The sequence below is a fragment of the Streptacidiphilus pinicola genome (genome assembly GCF_003258295.1).
GTDB classification, from domain to species: Bacteria; Actinomycetota; Actinomycetes; order Streptomycetales; family Streptomycetaceae; genus Streptacidiphilus; species Streptacidiphilus pinicola.
Map to the genome: position 1 here is coordinate 26,437 of NZ_QKYN01000016.1, position 13,901 is coordinate 40,337.

A 13,901-nucleotide genomic window follows, 5' to 3' on the forward strand; every position below is an offset into this window, starting at 1 on the left:
CTTCTCAGGCACTGGGTGCACCGCGCCAGATCCCACGTCGGTGATGCCCTGCACACGCGTGGTATTCACCTGCCGTTGCGTCCGGCTTCGTCGACGGAGCCCGGCAACGATACTCACTCGTCCTCGAGGGTGGCCATGGCATCCAGTGCCTGGCTCCCAACCGTCGGTCGGTCGTCGGACGATCTTCGCGGTCCGTTCAGCCCAGCCCTTCGGGCACGCCTGGGATGATGGCGGCGTGCACGCATCGGATGCTCCCCTCGCGCCGGACCACGGGCCAATCGCGCCGCTCGCCCAGACCGACCCCGCGGACATGCGCCGCCAGTACCGGGCCGAGGGCCTGCTGGAGGCGGAACTCGCCGCGGACCCGGTCCAGCAGTTCACCCGCTGGTTCGTCGACGCGCAGCACGCGGGGATCGACGAGCCGAACGCGATGATCGTCTCCACGGTGGACGAGGCCGGCCGGCCCAGCCTGCGCACCGTGCTGCTCAAGGGCTACGACGAGCGCGGCTTCGTGTTCTACACCAACTACGAGAGCCGCAAGGGCCGTGAGATCGCGGGCAACCCGCATGTGGCACTGCTCTTCCCGTGGCACCCGATCGCCCGTCAGGTCATCGTCACCGGCACCGCGACCCGGGTCGGCCGCGACGAGACGGCCGGCTACTTCCGCTCCCGCCCGCACGGCTCCCAGCTCGGCGCCTGGGCCAGCGAGCAGTCCCGAGCGGTCGCCTCCCGCGACGAACTGGAACAGCGCTACTCGGATCTCGCCACCCGCTACCCGGAGGGCGAGGGCGTCCCCGTCCCGCCCTTCTGGGGTGGTTTCCGGGTCTCCCCGACCTCGGTCGAGTTCTGGCAGGGCCGCGAGAACCGGCTCCACGACCGCCTCCGCTACGACACCGACCCCACTGCCCCGACCGGCTGGCGGGTGGAGCGACTCTGCCCCTGAGGCGGCGTCAGTAGACATGCGTCTACCCCGGATGGCGTAATTTCCGTCATCCAGTCGTGTGAATCACTACGCTCAGGGCGGGCAGGGGGTTGATTTGTCACGGCATCTGACCAGCGCACATCACCGTCAGTTGCAACGACGCGGTGTCTAGATCTTGGAGACCTTGTGATGATCCCCTCTGAAAGCGGGTAAATTTCCGCGCGGGTGAGTGGTTTGCTCCTGGTACCTGAGCTCCTTGGCGATGCAGACCATGCGGACCACTGGGACAGGACCGAAGAGGCCTCTACCCGGTCCTTGTTCCGACGAACCCACAAGGGGTCCACATGTCCGCAACTCGTGACACCAAGTCCCGGGCGACGGTAGCCGGTTCCGTCGCAGCCGCGGCTGCTGCCACTGTCCGTCCGGTGCCGGTCAGGCTGGCGAAGCGGGGTGATGCCGCGCACAGCATGATGCTGAGCCGCGTGCTCCCCGACAACGGTGTTTCCCGGCTCGATGTCGCAGGCTTCCAATCCTCGATCTGATGAGGGGCAGAGGCTGTCCTTCCGTAGGTAACACATCATGGCCGAGATGTTGGCTCCTGTGGTCCCTTTTCGACAGTTCGTTCTGAAACTGAACAGTCGGTGCGACCTGTCCTGTGATCACTGCTACGTGTACGAACACGCGGACTCCAGTTGGCGCGGCCTGCCGAAGGTCGCCTCCGACGAGGTGCTCGCGCGGACGGCCGCGAGGATCGCAGAACACGCACGAGGGCACGGGCTCCGACAGGTCAACGTGGTGTTGCACGGCGGGGAGCCTCTGCTGGCCGGTCCGCTGAGACTGCGTCGAGCCGCGCAGGAGCTCCATCGGAACCTGCGCGGTGTGTGCCGGCTCGACCTGCGGATCCACACCAACGGCGTCACCCTCAACGAGCGGTTCCTGACCCTCTTCGACGAGTTCGACATCCGCGTCGGGATCTCTCTCGACGGCGGACGCGAGGCCAACGACCTGCACCGCCGCTATGCGGACGGACGCAGCAGTTACGACCAGGTGCTGCGAGCGGTGAACCTGCTCCGACAGCCCCGCTGGCGCCATCTCTACGCCGGCCTGCTGTGCACGATCGACGTACGCAACGACCCCTGTGCCGTCTACGACGCACTCGTCGCCCTCGAACCACCCCGCATCGACTTCCTGTTGCCGCACGCGACGTGGGACGAACCCCCGCTGCGGCCCGACGGGTCGGGTGACACGCCGTACGCCGACTGGCTGCTGCGGATCCACGAGCGCTGGAGCTCCGCCGGCCGCCCGGTGCCGGTCCGCATGTTCGACTCGATCCACCGCACGCTGCGTGGTGAGAGCAGCCTCATCGAGTCGCTCGGACTCGCGCCCGCCGACCTCGTCGTGGTCGAGACCGACGGGTCGCTCGAGCAGGCCGACTCGCTCAAGACCACCTTCGACGGCGCGGCCGCCACCGGCTTCGACGTGTTCCGCCACGACTTCGACACCGCCGCCCGGCACCCCGGCATGATCGACCGTCAGCAGGGGCTGGCGGGGCTCAGTGCCCAGTGCCGCGCCTGCCCCGTGGTCGAGTCCTGCGGCGGAGGTCTCTACGCCCACCGCTACCGCAGCGCCGAGGGCGGCTTCCATGCCCCCGGCGGCGGCTTCGACAACCCCAGCGTCTTCTGCCCTGATCTACTCGCCCTGATCACCTCGGTCCGCGACAGCGCGGAGACCGCAGGCGAGACAGCGGCCCCGGCTTCCCGCAAGGAGCACCACGTCATGTCTGCCGGTCTGCTGACGGACACCCACTTCGACCGGCTCGCCGCCGGCTACGGCGACGCGAAGGCCGTCGGTGCCCTGTGGGACGCGCAGGTCGAGCTCGCCCGGATGCTGCTCGACCGGATCGCCGAGGCCTGGGCGGCGGCCCCGGAGCCGGACCTTCCCTACGCGGAGGCCTGGGACCTGATCGCGCGGCTGGACGCCGACGCCCCGCAGGCGCTGGAGACCGCCCTCGCGCACCCCTTCACCCGTTCCTGGGCCCTGGACACCCTGCGCCTGCCGGACCTCCCCGGTGCCGTCCGCTTCGGCGGCGTCGCCGAACTCGCCGCGTCCGCCGCGCTGTTCGCCGGGCGGCGGGAGAAGCTGATGCTCCCCGTCCGCGAGGGCGGCGAGGTCCGGCTGCCCGGCCACGGGGTCCTGCGGGAGGTCGGGGGCGCCTCCGTGCTCGTGGTCACGGAACAGGGCCGGTTCACCGTGGAGACGCCGGACGAGCACATCGAGGTGGAACTGCGCCGCCCTGCCGCCGAACCGCGCTGGCGGCCCGTGCGCGAGAGGTCGGGCGGGGAGGCCGACGCGAGCTGGCGGCTGCGCCTGGACGACACCGATCCGCAGCGCCGGGCGCACCACTGGGATCCGGCCGATTCCATGACGGACGGCGAGGCCGACGCCTGGCAGGCCGAGCTCGCGGAGGCGTGGCGGCTGATCGACGCGACGCTGCCGGGTTACGCGCCGGGGCTGCGGGCCGGCCTGCGCACCGTCGTCCCGCTGCGTCCCGCCGACGACGGCACCTATGTGAGCGGCGCCGCCCGGGACGTGTTCGGCACGGTGGGCATCGCCCGGCCCGGTTCGGCGGAGCTGATGGCGCTGCTGCTGATCCACGAGTTCCAGCACGTCAAGCTCGGTGCCGTGTTCGACGTCGAGGACCTCTTCGACCGGAGCGACGCCCGCCGGTTCGAGGTCCCCTGGCGGCCCGATCCCCGCCCCTTCGAGGGCCTGTTCCAGGGCACGTACGCGCATATCGCGGTCGTCGAGTTCTGGCGCTCCCGCTGGCGCGAGACCGGCTCCGCGCAGGCGCGGGACGAGTTCGTCCGCTGGCTCGACCACACCCATCGCGCCGTGCTGGAGCTGGCCGGTTCGGGCATCTTGACGGCTCGCGGCGAGCGCTTCGTCGCGGGGATGCGGGCTACCGTGGAGCCCTGGCTGGGCGAGGCCGCCGAGGCCGCGCGGGCCGTCGTGGGGGGTGCCCGTGGCTGACTGGACGGAGGACGACCTTCAGCTCGGGCTCAAAAGGCTGGGCGTGGAGCCGGGTGGAGTCCTCTTCGTCCAGGCCTCGCTCCGGCGGGTCGGGCCGGTGGTCGGCGGCGCGGCCGCGGTGCTGCGCGCCCTGCGGCTCGCCGTGGGCGACAGCGGCACGCTCGTCGCCTACACCGCGACACCGGAGAACTCCCGGACCTCCCCGCTCTACCGTGCGGCCACCGCAGGCCTGAGTGCCGCCGCGCTCGCCGCGTACCACGAGGCGATGCCCCCCTTCGACCGCCGCAACTCCCCCTGCTCGCCCACGATGGGGCGGCTCAGCGAGGAGCTGCGGCGCACCCCGGGGGCCCTGCGCAGCGCGCATCCGCAGACCTCGTTCGCGGCCCTCGGCCCCGCCGCCGGGGAGATCACCTGGGAGCACCCGCTCGAACAGCACCTGGGCCCGGACTCGCCGTTGGGGCGGCTGTACGGTCTGCGGGCGCAGGCGCTGCTGCTCGGCACCGGTCCGCGCACCTTCACGCCCTTCCACCTGCTCGACTACCAGCGCGCCGACCACCCGCGCAGGCGCTACAGCGCGAGGGTGCTCGACGAGCGCGGACAGGCCGTCTGGCGCCACTTCACCGGGCTGGACTTCGACGACTCCGGCTTCGGCGAGCTCGGCCGCCGGGTCGCCCCCCTCGTGCCCGTCCGCCACGGCCGGGTGGGGTCCGCTACGGCCGCGTTGGTGCCGCTGCGCGCCGCCGTGGACGCGGCCGCCACGCTCCCCTCCCTGGTGTGGGCATAACAACGGTCGCATGATGCAGTGTTGACGCTCCGTCGGCTAGCAGGGTTCCATCGTTCTAACGCACGATGGTGAGGTCGCTGGGGGAGTGGCGCGTGGTCGACCATGGGAGCTGGCCTGAGGACGTTCCACGTCCTTTTTTCTTTCTCAGCTACGCCCATTCCCCGCGAGTTCCGCGTGTGACCAACGGCGGTCCCAAGACCAAGACGCACTGGGAAGAGCAGCTCTTCCACGACCTGTGCGAGGCCGTCGCGGAGATGGCCGGGCTCGACGACGACGAGCCGGCCGGGTTCATGGACACCGGCATGCACCTCGGCGAGGGCTGGTCGGAGCGGATCACCGAGGCGCTGGCCCACTGCCGGGTCTTCGTGCCGCTCTACTCGCCGCGCTACTTCCGCTCCGAGGCCTGCGGCCAGGAGTGGGCCGCGTTCAGCTCCCGCCAGGTGCTGATCAACCGTCCGGGCTCCTCCCAGATCAGCGGGGTGGTCCCGGTGCAGTGGGTCGTCGTCGGGCAGGACGACCTGCCGGACGTCGCCCGTCCGCTGCAGTACGCGCACCGGGACTTCGGCGAGGACTACGTCACCGAGGGCCTGCTGAGCCTCTCCCGGCTGAGCTACTTCCGGGAGCAGTACGAGCTGGCCGTGCTCCGGCTGGCGCAGACGATCGTCCGGGTCGCCCGGCAGACCACCATCACGGTCGGCCGGCGCCGCGACTTCCAGACGCGCGCCAGCGCGTTCCAACCACCGGACCAGCGCCGGCGGTTGCGGATCGCGGTGATGGCCTGCGACGTGCGCAATCTTCCGGTCGGCCGGTCGGCGGACGCCTACGGGATCAGCGCCGTCGACTGGAAGCCGTACCGCGGGGTCGCCGACACCCTGGCGCGGCGTGCGGCCTACGTCGCCCGGCAGTCGGAGTTCCACCCGAGCATCCACGAGTTCGAGGAGGAGGCGCAGTTGCTGCTCCGGGGCGAGGCGCCGGCGGCGCCCGGGGTGCTGCTGCTCGACCGTTGGAGCCTGCTCGACAAGGACCGCCGCGAGCTGCTCAAGCGCTTCGACGCGCAGAACCCGACGTGGGTCGGTGTGCTGGAGCCGTGGCCCGAGGACGACGCGGAGTGCGAGCGCCGCAACGAGGAGCTGCTGCGGCTCGCGGACGAGACCTTGACCCACATGCGGGTGGAACGCCGCCGCCGGCCCGGTGAGCGCGCCAACGGCGCGCTGGCCACGGTGGAGGACTTCGAGGACTCGCTGCCGGGCGCGGCCATGGCCGCCCAGCACGCCTTCGACCTGATCCGCGAAGAGGGCAGGACCCGTCCGCGCGGCCCGCGCAAGCCGAGCCTGCGCACGGATCCACCGGACCGGCCGGCCCCCGGGGACCCGCCGGATCACGGGGACCCGCCCGAACCGTCGGGCGGACCGGGCGAGCCGTCCGGGCCGCCGAAGTTACCGCCCCAGCAAGAGCCACCGTCATCACCGCCGTCAGGTCCGGGGGAGGACTCTCGTGAGTGAGCAGGAGCAGACGTTCGCCGGAATGGCGACCCCCGCGAGGGGTTTTCCGTCTGCCGGACGCAACGGCCGGATCATCACCTTCTACAGCTACAAGGGTGGTACCGGCCGCACCATGGCCCTGGCGAACGCCGCCTGGCTCCTCGCCGCCAACGGCAAGCGGGTGCTGACGGTCGACTGGGACCTGGAGGCGCCGGGGCTGGCGCGGTTCTTCCACCCCTTCCTCGACCAGACCGCGTTGGATGCGAGCACGGGGATCGTGGACCTGATCCACGAGTACCGCGAGCAGGCGCTCGAACGCGAGGACCGCAGCGACGAGTGGCTGGGCCGGATGGTCCGGGTCCGTCCCCACGCGCTCTCCGTCAACTGGCAGGGTTTTCCCGGCGACGGCTGCCTCGACTTCCTCCCGGCCGGTCAGGCCCACAGCGACTACGGCGCCACCGTCGCCAACCTCAACTGGGACGAGTTCTACGAGCACGTCGACGGGGCGCGGTTCTTCCAGACGCTGCGTGAGGAGATGCGCCGCCACTACGACTACGTGCTGATCGACAGCCGGACCGGCCTGTCCGACATCGCCGAGATCTGCACCGTGGAGATGCCCGACGACCTGGTGGTCTGCTTCACCCTGAGCAGCCAGAGCATCGAGGGCGCCTCCGAGATCGCGCGCCGGATCGTCGAGCGCCACTCGGACCGCGGCATCCGCGTGCTCCCGGTGCCGATGCGGGTCGACGACGGGGAGAAGAGCAAGGCGGAGGCCGGCCGCGCGCTGGCCCGCAAGCGGTTCGGACAGCTGCCGCAGCACATGAGCCCCGGTGCCCGGGACCGGTACTGGGACGCGGTGGAGATCCCCTACGTGCGGTTCTACGCCTACGAGGAGATCCTGGCGACCTTCGGCGACCGCTCCGGGCAGCCCGGCAGCCTGCTCTCGGCCTGCGAGCGCCTGGTCGGGCAGATCACCGAGGGCCGGGTCAGCGGACTGCCGCCGATGGAGGAGGACATCCGACTCCACTACCGGGACCGCTTCACCCGTCCGCACCCGGCGGCCCGCGAGGACGTGCTGCTCTCCTACGCCTCCGAGGACCGGATGTGGGCGGAGTGGATCGAGTGGGTCCTCACCCGTGCCGGACTGCGGGTTGTCCCAAGGGAGTTGGGTGCCGCTCCGCGCAGCGACGGGGACCGGCTGCGGGACACGGTCACCCGGACCGTCGCCGTCTGGTCCGCGCCGTACGCACGTGCGGTGCAGGCCCGGGCCGCGCGCGACATCCTGGTCGGCAACCCGTCGGAGGACACCCGTGAGCTGATCCCGGTGCGCGTCGGCGAGACCCGGCCCACCGGCGCCTACAGCAACGCCAACGGCATAGACCTGCAGCGCCTGGACGAGTCCGGCGCCATCACCGCGCTGCTGCGCGCGGTCGGGCGCGGTGACACGCCGCCGCCGGAGGCGGTGCCCGGCGAGGGCCCGCGTTATCCGGGGCTGCGCCCGGCCATCTGGAACCTGCGGCTGCGCAACCCGTCCTTCACCGGCCGCAGCAGCGTGCTGGACCGGCTCCGTGACCAACTGCGGGACAAGCAGCGCGACCGGCGCTCGACCGTGGTGCTGCCCACCCCGCAGACCCTGTACGGGCTCGGCGGTGTCGGCAAGACGCAGGTGGCGCTCGAGTACGCCTACCGGTTCATCGCCGACTACGACCTGATCTGGTGGATCGAGGCCGAGCAGCCCGAGCAGGTCGCCACGTCGCTCGTCGAGTTGGGCCGGCGCCTGGAACTGCGGATCAGCGAGAACGCGGCCGAGACCGCGGAGCTCGTCAAGGAGACGCTGCGCTCCGGCAACCACCCCAAGGCCAGGCGCTGGCTGCTGATCTTCGACAACGCCGACGACCCGGCGACGATCGTCCGCTTCTTCCCGGGCGGCCCGGGCGACGTGCTGGTGACCTCGCGCAACCAGGCGTGGTCCGGCCACGCCGAGGCGCTGGAGGTCGACGTCTTCCAGCGCGAGGAGTCGGTCGACCACCTGGTCCGCCGGGCCCCGGCGCTGACGCGTCAGGAGGCGGCGCTGGTCGCCGAGGCGGTCGGCGACCTGCCGCTGGCCGTCGAGATCGCCGCCGCCTGGCTGGAGACCACCGGCGTGCCCGTCGCGGACTATGTCGAGGAGTTGCAGAGCCAGCCGGACAAGGCGCTCGGCGGAGCCACGCCCGACGACTATCCCGACAGCTTCGGTCGCGCCTGGCAGGTCTCCATCGAGCGCCTGCGCCGACAGATGCCGGCGGCGGTCCGACTGCTCCAGCTGTCGGCGTTCTTCTCGCCCGACTCGATCGCGATCAGCATCTTCTACAGCGACCAGATGATGAACGCGCTGCTCCCGTACGACGTCGAGCTGCGCGACAAGAACATGATGGGCCGGGTGATCCGGGCCATCGGCCGGTACGCGCTGGCCAAGGTCGACAACAGCAGCCGCACCTTCCAGGTGCACCGGATGGTGCAGGCCGTCATAAGGTCCGGTCTGAGCGCGGAGGAGCAGGAGGAGCTGGTCCACGAGGTCCACCGGATCCTGGTCGGCGCCCGACCCGACATCGGCGACACCGACGACCCGGAGAACTGGCCCCGTTTCGAACTGATCTGGCCGCACCTGGGCCCCTCCGCCGCGGAGACCTGCGACGAGGCCGACACCCGGCAGTTGCTGATCGACCGCGTCCGGTACCTGTGGAAGCGCGGCGACCTGGACCGGGCCGACGAACTCGGCCGGCGTCTGAACGTCGCCTGGACCGAGAAGCTGGGCGAGGACGACCGGCAGACCCTGCAGCTGCGGTTCCAGCTCGCCAGTGTGTTCCGCTCCAAGGGTCTGGTCGCCGAGTGTCTGGAGCTGGACGAGGACACCCTGGCGCGGCAGCGCCGGGTGCTGCACGACGACCACCCGCAGACCCTGCAGACGGCAGGCTCGCTGGCCGCCGACCGGCGTGCGCTGGGCCGCTACCGCGACGCGCTCCAGCTCGACCAGGAGACCTACCAGCAGATGAAGGAGGTGCTCGGCGAGGACGACCCGTCGACGCTGCGCATCGCCAACAACCTGGCCATCGACTACCGCTGCACCGGCGACTACGAGGCCGCCCGGGTGCTGGACGAGGAGGTCTACACGATCCGTGTCGAGGTGCTCGGTCCGCTGCACCCGCACACCCTCACCTCGAAGGCCGCCCTCGCCGAGGACCTGCGCGCGCTCGGCGACTACAAGGGGTCGGTGAGCCTGCTCAACGAGTTCCGCGACGAGTACACCATCCCCGTCCCGGACCTGCCCTCGCTGCGGTACGCCAAGTCGCTCGCGGTCGCCCTGCGCAAGGTCGGCCAGCAGGCGGAGGCGAAGCGGCTCACCACGGAGACGTACAACCGGTACCTGGAGCGGTACGACCAGAACAACCCGGACGCGCTCTCCTGCGCGCTGAACCTGGCGGCCGAGTACTCGGCGTCCGGGGACAAGGAGGCGGCGACCGAGACCGCGAAGGAGATCTACGACCGGTTCCTGTCCACGCTCGGCGAGAGCCACCCGTCGACGCTCATCTGCGCGAACAACCTGAGCATCTACCAGCGCGACAGCGGACGGGTGGAGGAGGCGCTGGCGCTCGGGCAGCGGACCCTGCACCTGCTGCAGCAGACGCTCGGGGACGACCACCCCTACACCCTCACCGCCATGATCAACCTGTCCAACTCCCTCGGCGACAGCGGGGAGCTGGCCATGTCGGAGTCGCTCGGGAGGGCCGCGAAGGAGGGGCTGGCGCAGCGCTACGGCGTCAAGCACCCGGACTCGGTCGTCGCCCAGGTCAACCTGGCGATCACCATCCGGGACCAGGGACGCCGGCCGGAGGCACAGGAGCTGCGGGCGCAGGCCCTGGAGGAGCTGATCAGGCAGCTGGGGGACGACCACCAGGCGGTGCAGAGCGCCCGGGCCTGGCGCCGGCTCGGGCGGGACCTGGAACTGCTGCCGCTCTGAGAACGCCGGCGCTCACGGGCGGGTGGCCGGAACGGGATCTGTCCCGTTCCGGCCCCCGTCCTCACCCGGCGGCGTCCGGTTCCTCACCCGGGTCCTGCGAGGCCCACTGCAGCACCTCCGGCATCACCCGCATCGCGCCGAAGTGACCCTCGGCGCGGCGGATGTCGACGCGCGAGTGCGGGATCCGCTCGGCCAGCCAGACGGTGTGCTCCACGGGCGAGAAGACGTCGTCGGCGCCGTGCCAGAGCAGCACCTCGCCGGGGATCGTGGTGACGTCGAAGCCCCAGGCCTGCCGGAAGGCGAGCGCGTCGTCGATCCAGCCGCCGCTGTCACGGCGCAGCGCCTCGCGGTAGTTGGTGCGCAGCAGGCTGGTCATGGTGCCGCTGGCGAGGATCCACCGGTCCGCTGCCGGGAGCTCGCCACGGAGCTGCTCCAGCAGCCGCTGCGGATCCTCGCGGATGTCGCGCGAACGGATGCGCAGGGTGGTGGAGAGCCGACGGCTCTGGTCGTCCTGGTACTCCCGGCGGTAGCTGTTCCGGTTGCTGGCGGACATGCCCGCCTGCCAGTCCAGGCCCTGGGCGTCCCACGGGGCGAGCGAGACCAGGGCGGCCGTCCGCACCACCCGGTCCGCCAGCAGGGCCGCACAGGCCAGCGCGTGCGGCGAGCCGCCGCTGCGGCCGACCACGGAGAAGCGGTCGAGGCCGAGGTGGTCGGCGATGGTGCGGACGTCGTCCGCGGCGTCGCGGACGCGCCGTCCGGGGAGCCGGTCGGAGTCGCCGTAGCCGGGGCGGTCGAAGGTGATGACGCGTAAGCCCAGCCGCGACAGGAGCGAGCTGCGCGGTGTCTGCCCGAGCCGGCTGCCGGGAGTGCCGTGCAGCAGGAAGACGGGTCTGCCGTCGGGTCTGCCCCAGGTCGCCGCCGCCAGGTTGCGTCCATCGGCTGCCTTGACCTGTAGCTCCATGACCCGGTTCCCCTTCGTCGTCCTGGCAGGGCGGGAGTGCGGACCGCGGCCCCCCGGCTCCGGTGTCGGCTCAGATCCTCCGGTCGCTGCGGGCGCGCCAGACGGCCTGTTCCTTGGCGAGTGTCGACTCCGCCTCGCGGGCGAGCCGGGACCAGAGTTCCTCCGCGCCCGGTTCGGCCGGGTCGAGGCGGGAGAGGCGGTTCTCGATCTGTTCCAGCTCCTTGGCGGCGACGCGGTAGGCCGCGGCGAGCGGGCGGAACTGCTTGAGCTGGGTCCACGCGGTGATCGCGGCGCCGATGGTGGCGAAGGTGCCGAGCGCGTGGAGGTGGAGGGCGCCGAAGATCTGCAGCAGGGCGAGGGCCAGGCCGAAGCAGATCGCGGCCAGGGTCGCCAGGGACCACACGGTGCTCTTGTTGTCGTAGGCGTCCGCCTTGCCCACGTACCAGACGCGCTGCGCGCGGACCCGCTCGCGCAGGTAGACCTCGCGGCGGACGGCGAGGCCCTGGCCGCGCAGGTGGGTCATCTCGGCGGTGATCGCCGGCTGGGCCTCCGCGTCGATGACGCCGAGACCACGGTAGATCTCGAAGATCTCGCTGATCTCGTCCAGGAACTGCTCGTCCGCCTCCGGCGCGTAGGCCTCGCCGTCGAAGGGGCGGGACCGGATCGAGTAGCGCCAGACCAGGCCCTTGATCGCCTCGGCGGCCGCGCGGCTCTCGAACCAGAGCGTCTGCGGGTGTTTGGCCCGCAGCCGGCTCCAGTAGTAGAAGGCGGCCAGGAACGCCAGCAGCGATAAGGCGGGGGACAGGTCCAGCCCGCCGGCGTGCCAGTCGGCGATGCCGAGCGCGGACGCCGCGAAGAGCGCGAGGATCTGCCCGCCGTACCAACGTGTGGCCCGTTGCTGTTCGTTGACCGCGACCTGATCGATGGTCGGGTACGGCTCCGGGATCAGTCCGTCCTCGCGGAAGTCCCGAGCGGAGTTCAAGACCATGACCGACTGCCCCCTCGCGCGCTCGCCGCCCTGAATAAGTGTCAACCTGCCCACCGTCCGTGCACAGCACACGTATTCGCCCAATCGGCGAGCGGAGGGCGGCGGTCCGCCTCTGCGGGTGACAGCAGGGATGACGGGGCGTCAGAAGGTGTAGAAGATGCGGTCCTTGTGCTCGGCCATCAGCTTCGCGTTCCAGTCGAGACCGCCGTCGACGTTGCCGGAACGGAACAGCGGCGGGGTGACCCCGGCCGCGGCCAGCTTGCCGACCGCCACCGCGACGACCGCCTGCATCAGCGCCACGGTGGTGATCGTCGAGACCGGACCGAAGGTGGTCTCCGCGCCCTCGGCGGTGAGCTCGCCGTCGCCGACCGCGATCTTGCTGTCCAGGACGAGGTCGCAGACGTCCTTGAGGTACAGCCCGTCCGGGTGCTGCGAGGTCACCTGGGCGGGGTAGGCGAGGGAGGTCACGCCGATCACCGTCAGCCCGCGCTCGCGGGCGTGGCGGGCCAGCTCGACCGGCATCACCTGGCGGCCGGAGAGCGAGATCACGAAGAGCAGGTCGCCCGCGCGGGCCGGGCCCGCGTCCAGCGTCGCGGTCGCCAGCCCCGGCACCCGCTCCAGCGCGCTGCCCAGGTGGGCCGGGACCACGTCCACCCCGATCACGCCCGGGACGGTCAGCAGGTTCATCAGCACCAGGCCGCCGGCCCGGTAGACCACGTCCTGCGCCGGGAGGGAGGAGTGCCCCGCGCCGAAGGTGAAGATCCGCCCACCCTCCCGGACGGTCCGGGCGAGCGTCTCGGCCGCCGCCTCGATCCCTGCGGACTCCTCCTCCTTGATCCGCTGGAGGTGGGTGACGGCGGCGTCCAGGTACTGACCGGCGAGATCGCTCATCGGGTCTTCGGCTCCCCTGAGTGGCGGCTGACTAGCACATCGGTGACTGGCACGGTGCTGGGTCGCCGGTGCCGCTGTCAACATGGCACCCCGCCCCTTTCGCCGGGCCATCCTGGTTGTCGGCGCGATGCGTAAGAATTGAGGGGCAACCGGGAGCGCGACCGGAGCACACCCGAGGAACGGAGCCCGCGGTCCGATGTCAGGCCACCTGATCGACACCACCGAGATGTACCTCCGGACGATCTTCGAGCTGGAGGAAGAGGGCATCGTCCCCATGCGCGCGCGCATCGCGGAGCGCCTGGAGCAGAGCGGGCCCACGGTCAGCCAGACCGTGGCCCGGATGGAGCGCGACGGCCTCCTCACCGTCGCCGACGACCGCCACCTGGAGCTGACCGCCGAGGGCCGCAAGCTCGCAACTCGCGTCATGCGCAAGCACCGCATCGCCGAGTGCCTGCTGGTCGACGTGATCGGCCTGGAGTGGGAGCAGGTCCATGCCGAGGCGTGCCGCTGGGAGCACGTGATCAGCGAGGCGGTGGAGCGCCGCGTCCTGGAGCTGCTGCGCCACCCCACGCAGTCGCCGTACGGCAACCCGATCCCGGGCCTGGAGGAGCTGGGCGAGGCCCCGGCCGACGAGGCGGAGTCCCTGGTCGCCCTCGACGAGCTGGCCTCCGGCGAGGAAGGCCGCAGCGTCGTGGTGCGCCGCATCGGCGAGCCGATCCAGACGGACGCGCAGCTGATGTACACCCTGCGGCGGGCCGGCGTGCAGCCGGGCGCGGTGGTGAACGTGACCCAGTCCACCGGCGGCGTCCTCGTCGGCAGCGGCGGCGAGGACGCCGCCGGTGGACTG

10 protein-coding genes are annotated in these 13,901 nt (G+C 71.4%); 7 read left to right on the forward strand and 3 right to left on the reverse strand.

The annotated features are described in order from the left end of the window. Positions 1 to 310: 310 nt before the first annotated feature. The 6 genes from pdxH to fxsT all read left to right on the forward strand — a co-directional run bounded on the left by pdxH (position 311) and on the right by fxsT (position 10,214). On the forward strand, positions 311 to 943 hold the full coding sequence (gene pdxH, locus DN069_RS03880; protein WP_111499383.1) for a pyridoxamine 5'-phosphate oxidase: 633 nt from the start codon (positions 311 to 313) through the stop codon (positions 941 to 943). Between the two features lie 323 nt (positions 944 to 1,266). After that, positions 1,267 to 1,464, forward strand: coding sequence for an FXSXX-COOH family cyclophane-modified RiPP peptide SjiA (gene sjiA, locus DN069_RS42775; RefSeq protein WP_424556247.1), 198 nt, complete (start codon positions 1,267 to 1,269; stop codon positions 1,462 to 1,464). 46 nt (positions 1,465 to 1,510) lie between these two features. Then, positions 1,511 to 3,952: an FxsB family cyclophane-forming radical SAM/SPASM peptide maturase gene (locus DN069_RS03885; protein WP_111499393.1), complete on the forward strand. Its 2,442-nt coding sequence runs from the start codon at positions 1,511 to 1,513 to the stop codon at positions 3,950 to 3,952. Beyond that, positions 3,945 to 4,736, forward strand: a complete 792-nt coding sequence (locus tag DN069_RS03890; RefSeq protein ID WP_111499394.1) for an AAC(3) family N-acetyltransferase — start codon at positions 3,945 to 3,947, stop codon at positions 4,734 to 4,736. Before DN069_RS03885 ends, DN069_RS03890 begins: the two co-directional genes overlap by 8 nt. 65 nt (positions 4,737 to 4,801) lie before the next feature. Beyond that, positions 4,802 to 6,238 carry a TIR-like protein FxsC gene (locus DN069_RS03895; RefSeq protein ID WP_111499384.1) on the forward strand — a complete coding sequence of 479 codons (1,437 nt, stop codon included), beginning with the start codon at positions 4,802 to 4,804 and terminating at the stop codon, positions 6,236 to 6,238. Then, entirely contained in the window at positions 6,231 to 10,214 is a 3,984-nt protein-coding gene (fxsT, locus tag DN069_RS03900; protein WP_341538435.1) for an FxSxx-COOH system tetratricopeptide repeat protein, read from the forward strand. The genes DN069_RS03895 and fxsT overlap by 8 nt, the downstream gene beginning before the upstream one ends. A 61-nt stretch (positions 10,215 to 10,275) precedes the next feature. On the opposite strand, the gene DN069_RS03905 is transcribed toward fxsT, so the two are convergent. The 3 genes from DN069_RS03905 to DN069_RS03915 form a co-directional block, all read right to left on the reverse strand. Next, positions 10,276 to 11,175: an alpha/beta fold hydrolase gene (locus DN069_RS03905; RefSeq protein WP_111499385.1), complete on the reverse strand. Its 900-nt coding sequence runs from the start codon at positions 11,173 to 11,175 to the stop codon at positions 10,276 to 10,278. Between the two features lie 70 nt (positions 11,176 to 11,245). Next, a complete protein-coding gene (locus DN069_RS03910; protein ID WP_111499386.1) occupies positions 11,246 to 12,163 on the reverse strand; it encodes a DUF4231 domain-containing protein in 918 nt (305 codons plus the stop codon). Between the two features lie 141 nt (positions 12,164 to 12,304). Beyond that, positions 12,305 to 13,054, reverse strand: a complete 750-nt coding sequence (locus tag DN069_RS03915; RefSeq protein ID WP_111499387.1) for a sugar isomerase domain-containing protein — start codon at positions 13,052 to 13,054, stop codon at positions 12,305 to 12,307. A gap of 196 nt (positions 13,055 to 13,250) precedes the next feature. On the opposite strand from DN069_RS03915, the gene DN069_RS03920 reads away from it, so the two are divergent. Next, positions 13,251 to 13,901 (forward strand): iron-dependent transcriptional repressor DtxR (locus DN069_RS03920; RefSeq protein WP_111499388.1); only part of this gene is annotated, 651 nt, incomplete at its 3' end.

Coding starts and splice junctions, on each gene's coding strand:
- sjiA (WP_424556247.1), top strand. CDS start 1,267: ATGTCCGCAACTCGTGACACCAAGTCCCGGGCGACGGTAGCCGGTTCC.
- pdxH (WP_111499383.1), top strand. CDS start 311: ATGCGCCGCCAGTACCGGGCCGAGGGCCTGCTGGAGGCGGAACTCGCC.
- DN069_RS03910 (WP_111499386.1), bottom strand. CDS start 12,163: ATGGTCTTGAACTCCGCTCGGGACTTCCGCGAGGACGGACTGATCCCG.
- DN069_RS03915 (WP_111499387.1), bottom strand. CDS start 13,054: ATGAGCGATCTCGCCGGTCAGTACCTGGACGCCGCCGTCACCCACCTC.
- DN069_RS03895 (WP_111499384.1), top strand. CDS start 4,802: ATGGTGAGGTCGCTGGGGGAGTGGCGCGTGGTCGACCATGGGAGCTGG.
- DN069_RS03905 (WP_111499385.1), bottom strand. CDS start 11,175: ATGGAGCTACAGGTCAAGGCAGCCGATGGACGCAACCTGGCGGCGGCG.
- DN069_RS03885 (WP_111499393.1), top strand. CDS start 1,511: ATGTTGGCTCCTGTGGTCCCTTTTCGACAGTTCGTTCTGAAACTGAAC.